At 33.7% G+C, this 19,131-nt stretch carries 19 protein-coding genes and 2 pseudogenes; 19 read left to right on the top strand and 2 right to left on the bottom strand.

Annotated features, from left to right (window positions below; genetic code table 11):
* Window positions 1-17 precede the first annotated feature (17 nt).
* From CACET_RS13030 to CACET_RS12985, 10 genes are all read left to right on the top strand, one after another.
* A complete protein-coding gene (locus CACET_RS13030) occupies window positions 18-725 on the top strand; it encodes a lantibiotic protection ABC transporter ATP-binding protein (RefSeq protein ID WP_044826420.1) in 708 nt (235 codons plus the stop codon).
* Window positions 722-1,441 carry a lantibiotic immunity ABC transporter MutE/EpiE family permease subunit gene (locus CACET_RS13025; protein ID WP_044826421.1) on the top strand — a complete coding sequence of 240 codons (720 nt, stop codon included), beginning with the start codon at window positions 722-724 and terminating at the stop codon, window positions 1,439-1,441. The genes CACET_RS13030 and CACET_RS13025 overlap by 4 nt, the downstream gene beginning before the upstream one ends.
* Window positions 1,442-2,197 carry a lantibiotic immunity ABC transporter MutG family permease subunit gene (locus tag CACET_RS13020; protein WP_044826422.1) on the top strand — a complete coding sequence of 252 codons (756 nt, stop codon included), beginning with the start codon at window positions 1,442-1,444 and terminating at the stop codon, window positions 2,195-2,197.
* A gap of 9 nt (window positions 2,198-2,206) precedes the next feature.
* Complete coding sequence (locus tag CACET_RS13015) at window positions 2,207-2,866, top strand: response regulator transcription factor (protein WP_044826423.1); 660 nt, start codon at window positions 2,207-2,209, stop codon at window positions 2,864-2,866.
* Window positions 2,863-4,227, top strand: coding sequence for a sensor histidine kinase (locus CACET_RS13010; RefSeq protein ID WP_479722629.1), 1,365 nt, complete (start codon window positions 2,863-2,865; stop codon window positions 4,225-4,227). Before CACET_RS13015 ends, CACET_RS13010 begins: the two co-directional genes overlap by 4 nt.
* Window positions 4,228-4,390: 163 nt before the next feature.
* Window positions 4,391-5,131, top strand: coding sequence for a transposase (locus tag CACET_RS13005; protein ID WP_044826425.1), 741 nt, complete (start codon window positions 4,391-4,393; stop codon window positions 5,129-5,131).
* A gap of 3 nt (window positions 5,132-5,134) precedes the next feature.
* The gene (locus CACET_RS13000; protein WP_044826426.1) at window positions 5,135-5,449 is read left to right on the top strand and encodes a radical SAM family protein; all 315 of its coding nucleotides are present in this window, start codon (window positions 5,135-5,137) and stop codon (window positions 5,447-5,449) included.
* 397 nt (window positions 5,450-5,846) lie between these two features.
* Window positions 5,847-6,818, top strand: coding sequence for a daunorubicin resistance protein DrrA family ABC transporter ATP-binding protein (locus tag CACET_RS12995; RefSeq protein ID WP_044826427.1), 972 nt, complete (start codon window positions 5,847-5,849; stop codon window positions 6,816-6,818).
* A gap of 37 nt (window positions 6,819-6,855) precedes the next feature.
* The gene (locus tag CACET_RS12990; protein WP_044826428.1) at window positions 6,856-7,632 is read left to right on the top strand and encodes an ABC transporter permease; all 777 of its coding nucleotides are present in this window, start codon (window positions 6,856-6,858) and stop codon (window positions 7,630-7,632) included.
* A gap of 87 nt (window positions 7,633-7,719) precedes the next feature.
* Window positions 7,720-8,469 (top strand): MerR family transcriptional regulator, encoded by a 750-nt coding sequence (locus CACET_RS12985; RefSeq protein WP_044826429.1) that lies wholly within the window; start codon window positions 7,720-7,722, stop codon window positions 8,467-8,469.
* An 860-nt stretch (window positions 8,470-9,329) separates the two neighbouring features.
* Here the strand turns inward: CACET_RS12985 and CACET_RS12980 are convergent.
* Window positions 9,330-10,189, bottom strand: a pseudogene (locus CACET_RS12980) (IS982 family transposase).
* 158 nt (window positions 10,190-10,347) lie between these two features.
* Between CACET_RS12980 and CACET_RS12975 the strand changes: the two are divergent.
* The 6 genes from CACET_RS12975 to CACET_RS12950 all read left to right on the top strand — a co-directional run bounded on the left by CACET_RS12975 (window position 10,348) and on the right by CACET_RS12950 (window position 16,014).
* Window positions 10,348-11,040, top strand: a complete 693-nt coding sequence (locus tag CACET_RS12975; protein WP_044826430.1) for a response regulator transcription factor — start codon at window positions 10,348-10,350, stop codon at window positions 11,038-11,040.
* Complete coding sequence (locus CACET_RS12970) at window positions 11,037-12,044, top strand: sensor histidine kinase (protein WP_044826431.1); 1,008 nt, start codon at window positions 11,037-11,039, stop codon at window positions 12,042-12,044. Before CACET_RS12975 ends, CACET_RS12970 begins: the two co-directional genes overlap by 4 nt.
* Window positions 12,045-12,146: 102 nt before the next feature.
* On the top strand, window positions 12,147-12,908 hold the full coding sequence (locus CACET_RS12965) for an ABC transporter ATP-binding protein (RefSeq protein ID WP_044826432.1): 762 nt from the start codon (window positions 12,147-12,149) through the stop codon (window positions 12,906-12,908).
* Window positions 12,898-14,841, top strand: coding sequence for an FtsX-like permease family protein (locus CACET_RS12960; protein WP_044826433.1), 1,944 nt, complete (start codon window positions 12,898-12,900; stop codon window positions 14,839-14,841). The genes CACET_RS12965 and CACET_RS12960 overlap by 11 nt, the downstream gene beginning before the upstream one ends.
* A gap of 145 nt (window positions 14,842-14,986) precedes the next feature.
* Window positions 14,987-15,349 carry a YxeA family protein gene (locus tag CACET_RS12955; protein ID WP_044826434.1) on the top strand — a complete coding sequence of 121 codons (363 nt, stop codon included), beginning with the start codon at window positions 14,987-14,989 and terminating at the stop codon, window positions 15,347-15,349.
* A gap of 62 nt (window positions 15,350-15,411) precedes the next feature.
* Window positions 15,412-16,014 carry a recombinase family protein gene (locus tag CACET_RS12950; protein WP_479722628.1) on the top strand — a complete coding sequence of 201 codons (603 nt, stop codon included), beginning with the start codon at window positions 15,412-15,414 and terminating at the stop codon, window positions 16,012-16,014.
* A 64-nt stretch (window positions 16,015-16,078) separates the two neighbouring features.
* Here CACET_RS12950 and CACET_RS21435 read toward each other — a convergent pair.
* Window positions 16,079-16,255: pseudogene (locus CACET_RS21435) on the bottom strand (IS256 family transposase); the annotation flags it as partial.
* A gap of 693 nt (window positions 16,256-16,948) precedes the next feature.
* Between CACET_RS21435 and CACET_RS21430 the strand changes: the two are divergent.
* From CACET_RS21430 to cls, 3 genes are all read left to right on the top strand, one after another.
* Window positions 16,949-17,158: a hypothetical protein gene (locus CACET_RS21430; RefSeq protein ID WP_479722627.1), complete on the top strand. Its 210-nt coding sequence runs from the start codon at window positions 16,949-16,951 to the stop codon at window positions 17,156-17,158.
* Window positions 17,158-17,307 (top strand): winged helix-turn-helix domain-containing protein, encoded by a 150-nt coding sequence (locus tag CACET_RS21425; RefSeq protein ID WP_479722626.1) that lies wholly within the window; start codon window positions 17,158-17,160, stop codon window positions 17,305-17,307. Before CACET_RS21430 ends, CACET_RS21425 begins: the two co-directional genes overlap by 1 nt.
* Before the next feature lie 256 nt (window positions 17,308-17,563).
* On the top strand, window positions 17,564-19,102 hold the full coding sequence (gene cls / locus CACET_RS12940) for a cardiolipin synthase (RefSeq protein ID WP_044826435.1): 1,539 nt from the start codon (window positions 17,564-17,566) through the stop codon (window positions 19,100-19,102).
* Window positions 19,103-19,131: the final 29 nt, after the last annotated feature.

The following is a 19,131-nucleotide window of genomic DNA, read 5'->3' as shown; positions in this document are numbered from 1 at the left end:
AATAGGAGGTAATTAAGATGTCAGATTATATTTTAGAGGTAAAGGGCTTAACCAAAAAATTCAAGAATGAAATAGCTGTAAATAGTGTTTCGTTATCTATTAGGAAGAATTCTATCTATGGTTTACTTGGACCAAACGGTGCAGGAAAATCAACTATATTAAAAATGGTTACAGGGATTATGAAACCATCCTCAGGAGAAATATTATTCAAAAATCATTTGTGGACAAGGAAAGATTTAAACGATATAGGAGCATTAATAGAAAATCCTGCAATATACCCAAATTTAACAGCAATGGAAAATTTAAAAGTTGCATGTACACTTCATGGACTTCCTAAGATAAGAGCTGAAGAAACGCTAAATATTATAGATCTTGAGAAATCAGGTAAAAAGAAAGTAAAGAATTTTTCTATGGGAATGAAACAGAGACTGGGGCTTGGCATTGCAATTATCAATAATCCAAAGCTACTTATTCTTGATGAACCTACTAATGGTCTAGACCCAATCGGTATTGAGGAATTAAGAGAATTAATTAAATCTTTTCCTTCTAAAGGTATTACAGTTATTCTTTCCAGTCATATTTTATCAGAAGTAGCACAAGTAGCTGATGAAATAGGCATTATATCGAATGGAATCATCGGCTACAATGGTAAAATAAATCATGCGGATAATCTTGAAAAACTATTTATGGATATCGTAGAAAGAAATAGAGGTGTTAACTCATGATAGATATAATTAAAGCAGAGTTTCAAAAGAGTAAAAGAACAACTATAAATAAATTTGTAATGATAACACCATTGATTACACTTTTATTATGTGTTTTATGGGGTGGGGGTCAAAATGGAGCATATAACTGGTGGTATACTATGTTTCTTCCAGGAATGCTAGCTATTATTTCTGCTCAAGTAATTACAAGAGAGAAAAGCTTTTCCTATAAAGGAGTATTTTTATATTCTAAAGACAAAGGTCTTATATGGTTGGGAAAGATATTATATATTAGCATTTTACTTATATTTTCTTGTTTAATTTTTATGATAGGGATTGAAGTCATTGGTTTCCTTTTTGGCTCTACTATTCCTCTAAAGGCAAATATATTTGCAACTGCTATATTGATATTCACATTTTTATTTACCATTCCTATTAGTTTGTTTTTAACTGTACAGTTCAATATGTTTGTTGTTGTTCTTTTTAATATAGGTATGACAATCATTGGTGTAGTAAGCATTGGTACAAATTCAATTTTAAAATTCTCACCTTATGGAACATCATCTGCATTAATGGCACCGATTCTTCAGATTTTACCAAATGGTCTTCCAGTACCAGATAATAGTCCACTATTAAATGGTGATTTGATAGTAAATGATACTGTTATCAATATCATTGTTTTTATTATGCTAACTATTCTGACTACTATATGGTTTAAGAAAAGAGAGGTGAATTAAATGTTACAATTAATAAAGCTAATAAAAGCTGATATAATGAAATTAAAGTCTACCCAAATGATATGGATGCACCTATACATTCCATTACTAGGATTGATTATATTTTTAGGATATTATTCTGTTACACCGTGGAGTAGTTTTGGTAAGATATCAGTTTATTTACAAGTTTTATGCATAGTTTTCCCTGTATTAATTGCAATAATTACTTCAATGGTGGCAGATCAAGAATATACAGCAGGAGGATTTCAGAATATTTTAATTAGTTCAGAACCAAAGTATTTAACTTTTACTAGTAAACTAATTTTATTTTTACTACTGGGGACTTTAAGTACTATATTAGCGGTTATGGGCTTTTATATAGGTTATTCTTTTATAGAAAATAATATTTACCCTATTAATATAAATTTAGCTGTTGTCGGAATATTAATAGGGAGCAATGTGTTTCTATATATTATACATTTCTTCTTAAGTTTTAGATTTTCAAAGGGAGTTTCAATTGGAGTAGGAATTGCAGAATCTCTTGCATCGGCATTATTTTTAACAGGTATGGGAGATGGTAGATGGCCATTCATCCCAAGTTCTTGGAGTATTAGATTTGTTGAATCTTTACTAATGAAATATCAAAATGTTGGCAGTATATTTATAGATCCAGACTTATATTTAGGAGTTATTATAGCTATTGTTGCAACTATTTTATCCTTTGTAACCATGTCAGTGTGGTTTACAAGATGGGAAGGGAATAAGCTAGAAGAATAGGAGGTTGTTATGGCAAATATTTTAGTTGTAGATGATGATAAAGCAATTCTAGATTTGATTGAGAATATACTAAGTAAAAGTGGCCATTTTGTTAAGAAAATAGAGAATTCAGAAAAAGTTTTGTTTGAAGATTTTGACTATTACAACCTAATTATTTTAGATATAATGATGCCTGGCATTGATGGGTTTCAATTATGTTCTAAAATAAGGGCGCAAGTAGATTCTCCTATTTTATTTCTTACAGCAAAAACAGATGAAGCAGATATTATAAAGGGATTAGGATTAGGAGCAGATGATTATTTAACAAAACCTTTTGGAGTTCAAGAACTTCGTGCAAGAGTAGATGCTCATCTTAGAAGAGATCAAAGAGAAAAGATGCATGCATTTAATATAGGCAATGTTAGATTTTCCATATCCAGTAAAGAGTGTTTCGTATTGGACAATAAGATTCCTCTTACTAAGAGTGAATATGAAATAAGTGAGTACTTAGCCCTTCATCATGGCCAAATCTTTTCAAAGGAACAAATATTCGAATCAGTTTTTGGGTTTGAAAATGAAAGCAATTTAAGTACAATAGTTGAGCATATAAAAAACATTCGAGCTAAATTCATACGATTTAGTGAAGAACCAATTAAAACAGTTTGGGGAGTAGGCTACAAATGGGATTGAAGAAAAGTAAAAAACTTCGTACAATTTTTATTGAATATGTTGTATCTCTTGGGGCTTTAATTATGACTTTATTGTTAGTTAATTATTCCTTGTTTGCTTCAGCTTCAATGGTGTATCCAGCAAATTATTCTGAAAAAGTAATTCAAAAGAACTATGAGGAACTAAGGGATTCACCTAAGGTGACAATGGATTTATTAACACCAATGAGTAGTTTTGGGGTTTATTCAGAAGATGGACATTTTTTATATGGGAATTTTTCTTTAGATAATAAAGAAAAAAATTGGGATAGTTATAGTAAAGGAGATAAGTCAATAGGTTTATCAAATTATATTATTAGTATTGCAAGAGAAAAGGATATATTGATTATTAACTATCCATTGACTATGCAGTTTAGAAGTGAAAGATTGAGAAAAGTTTTACCAAATGCAGAAGTGGCTATTGTTTTTTTAGTTTTCCTTCAACTTATTACAATAATTGTCTTATGGTCTAATAGATTTGCTAAAAGGGTTAATAGTGAATTAAAAGCCCTTCTAATAACAACGGAAAAAATACAAGAACAGAACTTGGATTTTAACGTAGACAATAGTAATATAGAAGAGATAGATATGGTCCTTAAAGGGATTGATAAGATGAAAAACTCTTTAAAGATTGCGTTAGAGGAACAATGGTTATTAGAGAAGCAAAAGAGGGAACAGGTTTCAGCTTTGGCTCATGATATAAAAACCCCTCTTACTATAGTTAAAGGTAATACCGAATTACTTAAGGAAACAGAATTGACGAAGGAGCAAAAAAACTACTGCAATTATATAAAGGAAAGCAGTGAACAAATGGATGAATATATTCAACAATTATTGACTTTTACAAAAAAGGAAATTGATAAAGGACATCCAAATGAAAAGGTCAAGGTTATAAAAGTGCTAAATTCTTTGAAAAATCAAAGCGAAGCTTTAAGTAAAATAAAAAATATTAACATAGTTTGGGAAATAGATGTTGAAGAAAATCTATACATAAAAGGAAATGAAAATGAATTAGAACGTGCAATGATGAATATTATTATAAATGCTTTTGACTTTTCTCCAAACGGCTCAACTATTGCCATATATGGTGTCGCGGATAATTATGAACTAACTATCCAAGTAATAGATCAGGGCAACGGCTTTTCTAAGAAGATGTTAAGGTATGGAAAAGAGCAATTTTTTATGGAAAAAGAAAGTAGAACAAAAACTGGACATCATGGATTAGGTTTATATATTGCAAACACCATTATTACTAAATATAATGGTGAACTTGCATTATCAAATGATGAAAATGGCGGTGGGGCAGTTACAGTTAAAATTTCGATATTTCAAAAGGATGACTAATCAAAGCTAGTCATCCTTTTGAAATATCAGGAAAAAAGGGAGACCAAGGGAGACCAAGGGGACGTTTTGATTGCCATGGGATTGGAGACCAAGGGTGAGACCAAGGGGACGTTTTGATTGCCATGGGATTATAGATATGATACGATAAAAATGGGTGATAAATATGGCCAGAACAGCAAGAGAAAAAAGTCAAACAGGAATATATCATATTATGTTGAGAGGGATAGATAAAAGAAATATATTTATAAATGATTTAGACTATGAAAAATTTATTGAGTATACTAAGAAAGCAAAAGAAAAGTCAGATTTCACAATATATGGATATTGTTTAATGACGAATCATGTACATATGTTGCTTAAAACAGAATCAGAGGAGATTGGAGATGTCGTTAGAAGAATAACTGTGGGTTATGCACAATACCATAATATTAAAAATGGAAGAACAGGACATCTTTTTCAAAATCGATTTAAAAGTGAACCAGTAAATACAGATGATTATTTTCTCATAGTATTACGATACATTCAGCAAAACCCAATAAAAGCGGGGATGGTTGAAAGAATAGAAGATTATAAGTGGAGCAGTTATAATTCATATATCAAAAAAGACACATTGATTAATTCTACATTTGCATTAGATTATTTCAAGGATATACAAGGTTTTATAGAGTATATGACAGAAGAGAGGGAGGATAAGTGCCTAGAGTACAACCCTAAAAAGAGATATACTGATGAAGAATTAGAAGAAACAATATCTTTATTAGTAGATATATCCATATTACATAATTTAGATATAGAGGCTAGAGATAACATGATTAAAGGAATAAAAGAGACAACTGGAGCAAGTAACAGACAATTATCAAGGATACTAAAAATAGGAAGAGGTATACTAGATAAAATTAAGTAACACTTGGGGCAAACAAAACGTCCCCATGGCCACCCATGGCCAGTCCCCATGGCCAGTCCCATGGCCATATTAATGGAAATGCATAAGGCTGGTATACCAACTGTAGTTTGGTTAACGCCTATATTACCATTCATAAATGACAATGAAGAAAATATTTTAGGAATTATAGATTACTGTAGAAAAGCAAAAGTAACAGGAGTACTGACTTTTGGGATAGGAATGATCTATTTTCCTGAATTAAAGAAGGGATATATGAAAAAATATGCTTTATCTTATGGGATCAAAAGCCCAAACATATTAATATGGAAGATATTTTAACCGTCCCGGAATGGATGCCTTGGAGACTGTTTTACAGTTAATAGAAGAAGACCTCTAAAGCCTGACAGTAAAATTTCTGTTGATAGTGAAGAAGTAGGTTAAAACCAGTGTTATAGAAGGTTTAAGATAAAAATGGAAAGTAATATATGTTTCCCCTAGACGATAGTCTGGGGGATTTTGCTTTTTATTTTTTAGAATCTTGTAATCAAAGTGCTGAAAAATTTTTTAGTCTAATTACTTGACTCTTACCTAAGGGGAGGCATTAATATTAATTTAGAGATAATATCGAAATATTATAAACCTTAAAAAGTAATGATATTAGTGGCAATTTATACATTAAGAAATACCAGCCGAAAGATTACAGTTTCAATATCAACAATTTAAAGGAGGTAATCAAATGTTATTAAAGAACGAAAACAATAACGCCATCGAAGTCAATAATTTAGTAAAGAACTATAGAGGTAGCATAAAAGCATTAGATGGACTAACCTTTAGTATTAGATCTGGAACTATTTATGGGCTTCTTGGTCCTAATGGAGCAGGAAAATCGACAACAGTAAAAATTTTGACTACATTATCAAGGCCTGATAGTGGTGAAGCTAATGTATTAGGAATTGATGTTTTATTGCAGCCTAATAAGGTTCGTCGTGTCATTGGGTGTGTCTCTCAAAAATCAGGAGTTTGTTATGACTCAACAGGTAGAGAAAACTTAATTTTACAGGGACAACTGTACGAGATGGGAGGCAAGTATCTTCATGATAGGGTAGATGAATTATTAAATATTTTTAAATTAGAGGAGGCTGCCAATAGGTCTACCTTGACTTATTCCGGTGGGATGCTGCGGAAATTGGATATTGCTATGGGAATCATCCACAATCCTCAGATTTTATTTTTAGATGAACCAACTACTGGTCTCGATCCAGAGGCAAGGTCTATTCTTTGGGAAATAATTTCTAATCTCTCAAAAAAGGAGAAGGTTACTATTTTACTGACTTCTCACTATTTAGATGAAATTGATCGTCTTGCAGATCGAGTGGCGATTATTGATCAAGGCAAGGTTATTGTTGAAGGGTCTCCTAGAGAATTAAAGGAAGAATTGGCAGGGGATATAATTAAGATAGAATTACGAAAAAATTATTCTAATAGTATTTTTCACGTTGAAGATGTTTTAAAAAAGCAAGAAGGTATTATAGAGGTAAAAAACAAAAGTAAAGAGCTACAACTACAAGTCAGCAGAGGTTCAAGCATATTACCTAATATACTACAGGTATTACAATCATTATCAATAGATGTAGTTTCAGTCGAGATTATTCCCCCTTCCCTTGATGTAGTATATCTAAAATACACAGGTAAGAGGATTGAATCTTAATATCGTGGATTAATATAATGACTAAGGAGCGATAGATATGAAAAAATTAATAAAGGATACTTGGAATTTGGCGTTTCGTCGTATTAGACCTACATTTCGGAGACCAATGACTATTTTTATGTCAATGGCACAGCCCATCATATGGTTATTATTGTTTGGTAATCTATTCAAAGGAATCATTCAGGTTCCAGGTTTTTTCACTGATTCCTATGTTGAGTATATTCTGCCGGGTATGATAGTAATGAATACATTGTTTATCGGTATCTATACAGGGATGGGCACATTAACAGATTTAAATTACGGAGCATTGGAACGTTTCTTAGTAACTCCTATAAATAAAATTGTAATAATCTTAAGTGAATTAGTGCAGCTAATTGTTCTTTTGCTAGTTCAGTTTATTATGATAATGCTACTGGCTTTAACTATGGGGGCAAGATTTACCTTAAATATTTCTAGTATAATAATATTTTTAACTATCCCTATATTGTTGGGGCTAGGGGTTAGTGCTCTATCCATTAGTTTAGCACTTATAACACGTAAGCATGAAGCTATGATAACTGCCCTGCAATTTTTTACCTTGCCCCTTATGTTTTTATCATCAGCATTTATGCCAAGACATCTTATGCCGTCTTGGATTCGTATAATAAGCACTGTGAATCCTATTGATTGGGCAATATTAGGGGCTCGTGAGGTGCTAAGCTCACAAGTTAATTGGTCAGAGGTTATTACTAATGGAGCTATGGTGCTCCTATTTGGAGTAATATGCGTTTTGATTTCACTACAGTCATTTAAGAAATTTCAAAACTCAATATAATAATATTAATATTTAGTTTTCAACTAAGGCGGTTAAATAAGCTATTGATTCTAACTTAGGATAAAACATGAAAGGGGTTAAGTATTTATGGAGTATACAGTTAAAGAGGTTGCCCGATTAACAGGGACTACTGTGAAGACGTTGCATCATTATCAAAAGGTAGGTCTGTTGCAACCACTTAAAGTAACAGAGGGTGGGTATAGAATTTATGGAATAAAAGAATTAGAAAGATTACAGCAAATATTGTTTTATAGAGAATTAGATTTTTCATTGAAGGACATAAAAACGGCAATGGATAATGAATCAAATAGAATTGAGACCTTAAAACGGCAATACAAGCTTCTAAGTGAACGGAGTGAAAGAATGGATGGGATATTAAAGACAATTGAAGAATCAATCATTTGTGCTGAGAAGGGAGAAAATATGGAGCAATCAAAAATGTTTAAAGGACTGAATAAAGAGGAATGGAAAGAGGTAATTGCTGAGCAAAAAGAATATTTAAGTGAAGCGTATGAATTTGAGATGGATACAGATTCAATTGATGTAAATGAACTAAATGAAATGGCAATAGAATCCGAAAGGTTTATGAGCTTTCTAGCTAATGCTTTGAAAAATGGATGGAGACCAAATGACGAGAGACTAAAAAAAGAACTAGAAAGACATATAGAGTTCTTGAATTCTCATGATATGCCTACTGATGTTAAAGAACTTGTTGAGACAGCCCGGTTTTTTATTGAGGATGACTTTCACAGAGATATGCTAGAAAGTCAACAAACCGGACTTAGCTACTACTTCTATACAGTAGCAGAAATGAATGCACTAAAGCAACATAAGTAAACGCAAATGAGAATTTTGATTAACTTTAAGATTATTAAAGAGAGATTAGGATGCAGTACTAAGAGTTAAAAAGGAGAGTTATAGGGGGAAGACTCCTCTTGTTCTGCGAAATATTATCATCCTACTACCAAAAACCATGTTGAATGTTGTGTCTTGATAGAGCGCCAATAGCTTGAAATCAAAGGCTTAGAGAAATTTCGATAAAATTGAAGTGTATTTTATGTTCCCTCAGACTACGGTTTTGAGGGAATTTTGCTTAGGGGGGGTCTAACTTTTACGCGTATCTAAGGATTTGTACTAAACTGCTGTCTTAGTGGCTTCTCAATTCAAATTTCTGCTCCTAATCTGAAATTATTGATTGCCACAGATTAAGAAGCTCTATTCTTATACTCCTATGCTAAAATATATCAATGCAAAAGCAAATATATTTTACGGGAGATGTTAAAATGAGCTATGAAAACACAAAAGAAATTCTAAGAATGGATATGGAAAAAAGGGATTATGAGTAAATACTCAAAACAAATTTATTCATGCACTTGTTAGCCTTTGTAAGTATTGCGGCAAATTGGATGATGACCATACAGATGTCCGGAATTTTCTTTCCTACTTAAAAGATAGCCAGCAATTTGGAGCTTCTACAATAAATAATTAAAAATGATATTAAAACTAAATCCTCAAACAATTAATGTACATCGTACTGCAGTAAAATTTCTATTTGTAGCAGTTCTGAATAAAGACTGGGATGAAAACAGAGCACCTCATCTTAAAGTAACTTCATGTGCTAGTAAATCTACAGTAAGATAAATTTACCAATTTATTTTTACAAAAAAAATTTCTCTTATGAACAAACATTGGATATATTATCCAAATATTAGTTCTTTAATGTGTCCTAGGTTAATGTCCTTGCCTAACAGCATATTGATATAATAACAGAGATTATGGGATAAGATCTTTGTTCTAAGCCTTGTCATAAGTCCCCATGGAGATTTTGCTAAGACTTTATTGATATTTAGCTGTTCCGTCAATTGTGAAAAGGTAGTCTCAATTCGCCTTCTAAGTTTAAAAATATGTTGACGAAGCCATTTAGGATAGGGATATTTACAGTTATTCCTTTTCATAAATATTAGTTGAATTCCCTTTTCTGATTGTAGTTGCGAGGGCAGATGCTTACTGGTGTAAGGATAAAGTTAGTGATAAATCCTTCTATCGTAGTGATAGCATGTAGTTTAAATCCATAGTAGGTTTCTTTTTTAGAAGCACAATACCCATAAGCTGAGTCAACTTTAAAAGATTTATGAAAGCGTGCTCTACCAAACTTACACACGGGAATAGGAATGCTATCTACGATCCTAAAGGATTTATCCCGAAATCCTAACATGGAAGTTAGTTCCTTACGAATTGCATCAATTACCGAATGTAGTGCTCTACGGGTTCTATTAAAGCGAGTTCTATGGCTAAACCTTGGAAATAAATCCTTTAGGTTCTTCTTACAGAATCCTAACCATGCTTTTTCTGAGTCAATAGTGAGTAGTTCCCCAACAATACTGAGGGTAATTATTTGACTATCACTTAGGATAGACTCGTTGATATTTCTGCGTTTTTTAATATGTGTTGGAGTAATTTCTTTGTAAATATTGTCAATTAAGACATAGGTGACAGTAATGAAGTCTTTTAAATCAGCAATTTTTTTGATAGAATATTTCTTAGTAAGCTCCAGCATATGTTATCCTCCTATCTTGATTTCGTGGTTGTTATCAAAGATAAGTTAACATAATTCATTGAAGTTTTTCTATTTGTAACTTTTACTAGCACAACAGGTTAAAATACTAATTTACTGAAATAAGGTAATTGTTTATTAAGATGAAAGTGTAGGTGATTATGTTATTGAAGATATTATTAATTGAAGACGATACTACTCTATTTAAAGAGATAAAAGATCGCTTTATAGACTGGGGATATGAAGTGCATGGGGTTGAAAACTTTCAACGTGTCATGGAGAGCTTTGCTGAAATCCAACCAGATTTAGTGATTATCGATATCCAACTTCCTAAATATGATGGTTTTCATTGGTGCCGCATGATCCGTGAGTATTCCAATGTTCCGATCGTCTTCTTATCTTCACGGGATCACCCTACAGATATGGTGATGTCGATGAATTTAGGTGCAGATGATTTCATTCAAAAGCCCTTTCACTTTGAAGTGCTAATTGCAAAAATACAAGCCATTTTGCGTCGTGTATATAACTACAGTACCACCACTTCAGACCTGAAGGTATGGATGGGTGCAACGGTTGACCTGGAGAGAAATCGTGTATCAAATGAAAAGGGAATGATAGAGCTTACTAAAACTGAAATATTTATCTTGAAGATACTCATTGAATGTAAAAATAAGGTTGTCAGCCGAGAATATTTAATGAACCTGCTGTGGGATGATCAGCGATTTATAAGTGATAATACCTTAACAGTGAATGTAAATAGGCTGCGTAAAAAATTAGCTGAAATTGGACTAGAAAATGGAATAGAAACAAAGGTGGGACAAGGATACATTGCTATAGAGCAGGTGGAAAAATGATTAAGAAATTCTTGCTGGAGAGAATCAGCTGGATTATCTTGATTGTACTTTTACCGCTACTTGCTTTAATACTCGCATACCTAGATCCCGCTCTTTCCATTAACTCTATTTTCTATTATGTATTTCTATCCTTGGTTATTTCTTTTCTGTTTGTCGTTATTCGTTATTTCAAAGAGACATCATTTTATAAAGAGTTGAGCTTAAGAGATTCAACCACTGATATTACAAGTCTTCCTGAACCAAGCAGTTCATTTGAATCGTTCATTCATAAGCAGATTACCTCTTCAATAGAACAGTTAGAAAAAGATGCCTCTACCAGTCGGCTTCTCCTTGAACAAGAGAAGGACGATCTACTTTCTTGGATTCATGAAGTGAAAACACCATTAACAGCACTGAAATTAATCATTGATCGTTCGGAAGATCATCAATTGAAATCTGATCTCATGCATGAATGGTTAAGAATCCACTATTTGCTTGATCAACAGCTGCATCAAAAGCGTATACCTTTCATTGAAAATGATTTGTTCATTGAAAAGGTAGAGCTAGAGTCACTTCTTTATAGTGAGATTCATATGTTACGGTCTTGGTGTTTAAAAAAGAAAATTGGTTTTGATGTAGAATTAGTCTCAACACATGTCCTCACTGATGCAAAATGGCTGTCTTTTATCCTTCGGCAGCTTTTAACAAATGCCGTAAAATATAGCGAAGAAGGTTCTGAAATTACGATACAATCGGCTAATCAAATGGGACAAACGATCCTAACCCTAGAAGATAACGGCCGCGGAATAGACCCCCGTGATGTGCCAAGAGTCTTCGATAAAGGATTTACGTCTACAAGCAAGCATCAGGACCAACATGCTACAGGCATGGGATTATACTTAGCAAAAAAGGCTGCCATCCCACTTGGTATTCGCATTTCCATTCAGTCAACTCTTGGAAGAGGGACAACCGTGACCCTCACCTTCTCAAAAGAGAATCGATTTCTTCAGATTCAAGGCGTGTGACAAAAATGTCACTCGCTTTGCTTTTTTGTTAGTATAATGAAAGGACTTCATAGACAAGAATAGATATAATAAGGATATATCAATAAAGGGAGGAACTTCTCTATGAATATACTTGAAGCTAAAAAAATCCATAAAAGCTATGGAAATAAATTCACGAGACAAGAGGTCTTAAAAGGGATTGATATTAGTATTGAAAAGGGGGAATTTGTTACGATCATGGGTGCGTCAGGATCGGGGAAAACAACTCTTCTAAATGTGTTATCAACGATTGACCGACTAAGCCATGGTTCCTTAAAGATCCAAGGTGAGGAACTAACTAAAAGCAAAGAAAAGAAGCTGGCGGAGTTTAGAAAGCATCATTTAGGATTTATCTTTCAAGACTATAATTTACTTGATACGTTAACAGTAAAAGAAAACACCTTATTACCCCTCTCTATCACAAATACTGCCAAAAAAGAAGCATTAGAGAAATTTCAAATGGTGGCAGCAGATCTTGGAATTGAAGAGATAGCAGATAAATATCCCAATGAAATATCAGGTGGTCAAAAACAAAGGACATCTGCGGCGAGAGCTTTCATTCACGAGCCAAGTATCATATTTGCTGATGAGCCAACGGGTGCTCTTGATTCAAAAGCAGCGTCTGATTTATTGGGTAAATTAACCAATTTAAATGAAAAGCGTAAAGCAACCATAGTGATGGTTACTCACGACCCTGTTGCAGCAAGCTACAGCAGTCGTGTTATTTTTCTTAAAGATGGTCAAATCTATACCCAATTGAACAAAGGCGAAGAAAGCCGCAACACATTTCTAAAGGATATTATGAAGACACAAGGGGTACTGGGAGGGGTGCACTATGAGCATTAATCAGCTTATTATCCGTAGTCTTCAAAAGAACTTAAAGAGCTATTATTTATATGTGTTTGCACTTATTTTTAGTACTGCCCTCTACTTTTCCTTCGTGACCTTGCAATATAATCCTTCAATGGATCAAGCAGCTGGATCAATTAGAGGCTTAGCAGCAATCAGATCTATATCTGTAGTCCTTATTATGATTGTGTCAGTATTTCTGTTATATGCAAATAATTTATTTATCAAAAGACGCAGTAAAGAGATTGGTTTATTTCAGCTGATAGGAATGACTAAAAACCGTATTTTCATGATCCTAAGTGCTGAAAATCTACTACTTTATTTTGGCTCACTATTAATCGGAACCTTTATTGGTTTTGCTGTTTCAAAATTAGTAGCCATGGTATTATTCAAAGTAACGGACATGGATGCCATTGCCTCTCTGTATTTTTCTGGCCAAGCTTTCATCCAAACATTGCAGGTATTCGGTGGTATCTATTTTTTGATTATGCTGATGAATTATGTATTTATTAAACACCAAAGCATTTTGTCTCTATTTCATCTGCAGAGTAAAACAGAAAGTAGAGTGAAAAAGATTTCTATCGTAGAAATCTTGATAGGGATTCTTGGACTGGTATTAATTTCCACTGGTTATTATGTATCGGCGAGGCTTTTTGATGGGGATTTTGTTCCGATGAACAACCTATTCTCTGTCATGATCTTTATTTTAACGTCAGTAATTATTGGGACTTATTTTTTCTACAAAGGTTCTGTACGCTTTATTGCCAACATGATTAGAAAAAATAAAGATGGATATTTAAACATTAATGAAGTGATGTCACTATCCTCCATAATGTTCCGCATGAAATCAAATGCCATGTTGCTTACAATTATCACCACCGTATCAGCACTTGCAATTGGTCTGCTATCCTTAAACTATATCTCCTACTATTCAGTTGAAAAAAATGCTAAGAGTATTGCACCAACTGATTTTGCATTTGTAACAACAAAGAATGCCGAGGCCTTCGGTGAAGTGTTAAGGAAAAATGGGATTGCCTACAATGAACAAAAGATTGATGTGCTTCAAGTGGAAGTTGATATCCAAGAGATTATGGGCAGTAATATAGAAAACTTGCAGATTGACGGAGGCAAAATGAGAATGTCAGTGATTAGTGACCGTCATGTTGAAGACATTGATGTAAGTGAAGACGAGACGGTATTCTCTGGATTTAATGATGCGATGCAGACACTACTAAACTTGCAAGGGTCAGGAACAATCACCCTTCACGGATTAACGACAGCCTTTAGTAAAGAGTATTTAGGATTATTAAAAGATAATGTGCTACCTCTATATTTTACTGGAGGATTGCCTACAGCTATTGTGGATGAAACCACATTTGCAACCCTCTCTAATGACATGAACCCAGAAATTCAACTAGAGTCATCTATTTATATTGGCTATACATTAGATGATAGAGGAACAGTGAAAGCAGCTGATAAACTTTTTAACAATATGCCATTCAGTCAAGATCTCGGTAATAGCTCTCAATACTCAGTGGATCGGGAGCAAAAAATCGATATGGGCTTTACCATGTTCAGTGTTGGCTTCCTTGGTCTCGCCTTCTTGATCACATCAGGCTGTATCCTTTATTTTAAACAAGTGGAAGAAGGGGACGAAGAACAACTAAATTACAAGATACTGCGAAAGCTAGGTTTCACTCAAAAAGATCTTCTGCAAGGAATACTAAGAAAGCAGCTATTCAATTTCGGTATCCCTCTTATACTTGGCCTTTTGCACAGCTACTTTGCCGTCAAATCAGGCTGGTTCTTTTTCGGTACCGAGCTATGGACGCCGATGATCATTGTCATGGGATTGTATGCAGCACTGTACTCAGTTTTTTGCATTCTATCTGTGGTTTATTATAAGAGAGTTATTAAAATGTCTCTGTGATAAACAAAGTTTTAAGAAATTGGTTTTACTCAGCATCAAATAAATAATTAAAGACAAGAAAGTGATGGGGCTTGAATTATTTACAATACGTGGAGTTGTTGATTTAATGGATTTTATCAATTTATTATAGAGGAGGAGAATAAGTTTGAAAAAGACATTTGTTATTTTAGCTATATTAATGTTGGTAGGAGTATTTACTGCTTGTGATATTAATAGGATTGGAAAAAATAATGTATATATAGAAGTTATAGAACCTACAGAAATTATGGAAGATAGGTTGACTAGTGAGGAAGTAATAACTAGATATATATACAAGCAAAAAGCCTTTGATAAAAAAGGAAAACCAATAGATGTAGAATTCTCTGCAGGTAAAGAATTACGACAAGGTGCATATTTAATGCTCTATGTTAAGAATGAAAACGAAGTAACATCTTATGATGAAGTAAAGTGGGATGAAATCCCAAATGATGCACAAATAGAACTGGAAAATTATTATAGTGAAAATTAAATTTAAAAGAGAAGAAGCAAATAGTAATTTAATTCTTCTTTGAGAAAGAAAATATCAACACAATGGATTCCAAGGGAGAAATTATACTTACCATCATGGCTTCCCTTGCCCAACAAGAGAGTCAGTCCTTAAGCCAAAATGTGAAACTGGGCATTCAATATCGCTACCAACAGGGCGAAGTACAAGTCAACCACAACAGGTTTTTAGGGTACACTAAGGATGAAGATAAGCGACTGGTGATTGACCCTGAGGGTGCAGAGATTGTAAAACGAATTTATAGGGAATACCTCGAGGGAGCCAGCCTTTTGCATATAGCAAGAGGGTTAGAGGCAGATGGGACTCTAACCGCGGCGGGAAAAGAAAAATGGAGACCTGAAACACTGAAAAAGATACTGCAGAATGAGAAGTACATCGGAGATGCACTCCTGCAAAAGACCTATACAGTAGATTTCCTTTCTAAAAAGCGAGTCAAGAATAACGGCATCGTTCCCCAGTATTATGTGGAAAATAGTCATGAACCTATTATCTCACGGGACCTCTTTATGCAGATTCAGGAAGGACTGGTGAGGAGGACAAACATTCGAAATGGCAAAAATGGTAAAAGGAGAGTTTGTAGTAGCAAGTATGTTTTACCAAGTATTGTATACTGCAGACAGCAGTTATAAAAACTATAAACGAACTACTAGCTAACAAAGAAACTTTTCTCCATAACCATTTCTTCAGTTATCTGTTTCTTTTTTTTCTGTCTCCTTTAGCATAGCTTAATTCTACATCAAGCTCTACTTCTAACACTTCCTGCAGGGCATCTTTAAAAAGATCCTACAGGAAAGAATGCAGATCATCTACTGTCTTTAAATTTCCTTCTGCTATCATTTCCCTTAAGACTTCTTTTGGTAATACACCCATAAAAATACTCCTTTCTGATTTGGAATTATATACTAATTCTTGCCAGAAAGGAGTTGTTATTTTCACTTAAGCACAGATTATTTACACTACCAAATTGCTATAAAGAAACTATTGGACTGTCTTAATATTTATTACATCTGCTATCCTAGGTCAAGTTTGCCGCACTCGCTTCCACAAACCTGCTCAACATCGGAACTGTAAGCATCGCTTATAACATTTGGAAAAGGACTATAACTGATTGATATGTTCCCTTATACCGATAGTGCCTAAATGCCATGAATATGTTTCCACCTACGGACACATTGAATGAAATTCATTCTATCAGCTCAACCCATGTTGAATGCGTGGTAAGGCTATGCGCGTCCAGTTGAAAACTTTTAATTGCTTACTGGTGAAAGTCCAGTCAAGATAGTGGTCAAGCAGTCTTGTAGCCAGCAACCAGCGTAAGTAGTAATATGAGCGTTGAAGCGTTGTGTAGGCAAGTCAGCTGGATTTATTGTATCAGCTATGAAGTTGGATTTCTATACGTCAATTTCTTGGCATTTACTAATTTCCATGTGCCGGTATTCTTTCTTAATATTAAATATATAGTTTAGACTGTGAAGTTCATATTCAGTTCATATTAGGTCACTATAATAGGTCTATCATGAATTCAGTAGAATGAAAAGCTATTGATGAACTACATCTATTGATATGGATGAGATGATTTTACGTGTAGCTGCTTTATTACGTCGATCTCAAATCATTAATGAGTCTAGGTTAGTAGTTGGTAAAATAGAGCTTGATTATAATACTTTAACTGTGAATAGTAAAGATAGTACAATGATTTTGCCTAAAAAAGAGTTTTATCTTTTATTTAAGTTTCTTAGCTATCCTAAGCAAATATTCACAAGACAACACTAATGGACGAAATATGGGGGATGGAGGCAGAAACTGACGAGCGTACAGTAGATGTTCATATCAAGCGACTGAGGGAAAAGTTTTCTGATTGCAGTGAGTTTGAGATTGTTACAGTTAGAAGACTAGGGTATAAAGCGGAGATAAAAGCATGAAAAAATTACTTTTAACAGGTGATCTTAACAACTAATTTTAGTAAGAAGTGAAGCAAGTGTAGATTGTCAAGAATTGGGTGTATTTTAGTATACTACAAAAATATAAATTGAGTTCATAATGAGTTCATATTCACTCATTATACTAGGTGGGAGCATAGAAGGTATTTAAAGGTTAATAAGAAATCTTATCTGATGTTACCCATCAATAATTCTATTTAATATTGCTTTTACTATAAAAATTAGAGAGATGAGGAAAATGAAATTTGTTAAAAAATTTGTGTTGCACAGAATTACTCTCTTAGTTATTGCAGTACTGTTACAGTTAGGAGTTTTGATAAGCGTAATCTCAAAATTTAATGATTATTTTATATTTTTTTATGGGGGAAGCATACTGATTAGTATAGCTGTAGTATTAGGTATTATAAATAATCATACTAATCCTTCTTATAAAATAGCTTGGATCATAGCTATATTGTTATTTCCTATTTTTGGAGGACTGTTTTATATTTTTTGGGGAAGAAACAAGCTAAGCAAACGAGCAAAGCATAAGATGAAATCTATAGCAGATAGGACGAAAAAGGCATTGCCCCCTCAAGAATCAATTATAAGAGAGCTGGAGGAAGAAAATGAAATTGCTGCTAATCAGTCCCGATATATTCAAAACTATGGATATTATCCACCCTACCACAATACAGTGTCCGAATACCTTCCCATAGGAGAAATAAAATTTGAAAAACTAAAGGAAGAGCTAAGAAAAGCAGAACATTACATCTTTGTAGAGTACTTCATTATTGAGGAAGGTATTATGTGGGATAGCATACTTGATATTTTAGTAGAAAAGGCATCAAAGGGTGTAGATGTTCGTGTTATATACGATGACGCAGGCTGCTTGTTCACGCTACCCTATAGGTATAATAAAAAACTTGAAAAGATGGGAATTAAGTGCTGTGTGTTCAACCCTTTAGTTCCACTATTATCCCCCATGCTCAATAATAGGGATCATCGTAAAATTACAATCATTGATGGACATACGGGTTTTACAGGAGGGATTAACTTAGCAGATGAATATATAAACAAGTTTCAAAAGCACGGTCATTGGAAGGATTCTGCCATTATGCTCAAGGGTGAAGCTGTATGGAGTATGACGGTAATGTTTCTATCAATGTGGGATTATATTAGAGGGATAGCAGAAGATTTCCAGCAATTTAAGCCTATCACCTTACCACAGGTAAAATTAAGAAATGGACTTGGATATATTCAACCATTTTCAGATAGTCCATTAGATGAGGAAACCGTTGGAGAAATAGTTTATCTGAACTTAATTAATAAGGCAAGGAAATACGTATATATTACAACTCCCTATTTGATTATCGATAATGAAATGGTTACAGCTCTAACATCAGCGGCTAAGGGGGGCGTTGATATTCGCATAATTACTCCCCATTGTGCAGATAAATGGTATGTTCATGCAGTTACTAGATCTTATTATAGGGTTCTCATTGAAAGCGGAGTAAAAATCTATGAATACACCCCAGGATTCATCCATTCCAAAACCTATATATCAGATGATGAGTACGGTGTCGTTGGTACAATCAATATGGATTATAGGAGCCTATACCTACACTTTGAATGTGGTGTTTGGATGTATAATTGTAGTGGTGTTATGGAGATGAAAAAAGATTTTCTAGATACTTTGAAATTGTGCAGGAAAATTACTTTGGAGGATTTACAGAATGTTAAGTGGCATAAGGCTGTAGGGTCTTCTATTTTGAGGGTTTTTGCCCCATTAATGTAAAAAAGATGTAAGGAAATAACAAATTATAG

It is taken from the genome of Clostridium aceticum (assembly GCF_001042715.1).
Classification (GTDB): Bacteria; Bacillota; Clostridia; order Peptostreptococcales; family Natronincolaceae; genus Andreesenella; species Andreesenella acetica.
The sequence above is the reverse complement of the archived record's forward strand: the minus strand, read 5'-3'. Positions and strand labels throughout refer to the sequence as shown.

Bases quoted from the DNA above. Each gene is read 5' to 3' on its own strand.
- CACET_RS13030 (WP_044826420.1), top strand. From the start codon at position 18: ATGTCAGATTATATTTTAGAGGTAAAGGGCTTAACCAAAAAATTCAAG.
- CACET_RS13025 (WP_044826421.1), top strand. From the start codon at position 722: ATGATAGATATAATTAAAGCAGAGTTTCAAAAGAGTAAAAGAACAACT.
- CACET_RS13020 (WP_044826422.1), top strand. From the start codon at position 1,442: ATGTTACAATTAATAAAGCTAATAAAAGCTGATATAATGAAATTAAAG.
- CACET_RS13015 (WP_044826423.1), top strand. From the start codon at position 2,207: ATGGCAAATATTTTAGTTGTAGATGATGATAAAGCAATTCTAGATTTG.
- CACET_RS13005 (WP_044826425.1), top strand. From the start codon at position 4,391: ATGGCCAGAACAGCAAGAGAAAAAAGTCAAACAGGAATATATCATATT.
- CACET_RS12995 (WP_044826427.1), top strand. From the start codon at position 5,847: ATGTTATTAAAGAACGAAAACAATAACGCCATCGAAGTCAATAATTTA.
- CACET_RS12990 (WP_044826428.1), top strand. From the start codon at position 6,856: ATGAAAAAATTAATAAAGGATACTTGGAATTTGGCGTTTCGTCGTATT.
- CACET_RS12985 (WP_044826429.1), top strand. From the start codon at position 7,720: ATGGAGTATACAGTTAAAGAGGTTGCCCGATTAACAGGGACTACTGTG.
- CACET_RS12975 (WP_044826430.1), top strand. From the start codon at position 10,348: ATGTTATTGAAGATATTATTAATTGAAGACGATACTACTCTATTTAAA.
- CACET_RS12970 (WP_044826431.1), top strand. From the start codon at position 11,037: ATGATTAAGAAATTCTTGCTGGAGAGAATCAGCTGGATTATCTTGATT.
- CACET_RS12965 (WP_044826432.1), top strand. From the start codon at position 12,147: ATGAATATACTTGAAGCTAAAAAAATCCATAAAAGCTATGGAAATAAA.
- CACET_RS12960 (WP_044826433.1), top strand. From the start codon at position 12,898: ATGAGCATTAATCAGCTTATTATCCGTAGTCTTCAAAAGAACTTAAAG.
- CACET_RS12950 (WP_479722628.1), top strand. From the start codon at position 15,412: ATGGATTCCAAGGGAGAAATTATACTTACCATCATGGCTTCCCTTGCC.
- CACET_RS21430 (WP_479722627.1), top strand. From the start codon at position 16,949: ATGGATGAGATGATTTTACGTGTAGCTGCTTTATTACGTCGATCTCAA.
- CACET_RS21425 (WP_479722626.1), top strand. From the start codon at position 17,158: ATGGACGAAATATGGGGGATGGAGGCAGAAACTGACGAGCGTACAGTA.
- cls (WP_044826435.1), top strand. From the start codon at position 17,564: ATGAAATTTGTTAAAAAATTTGTGTTGCACAGAATTACTCTCTTAGTT.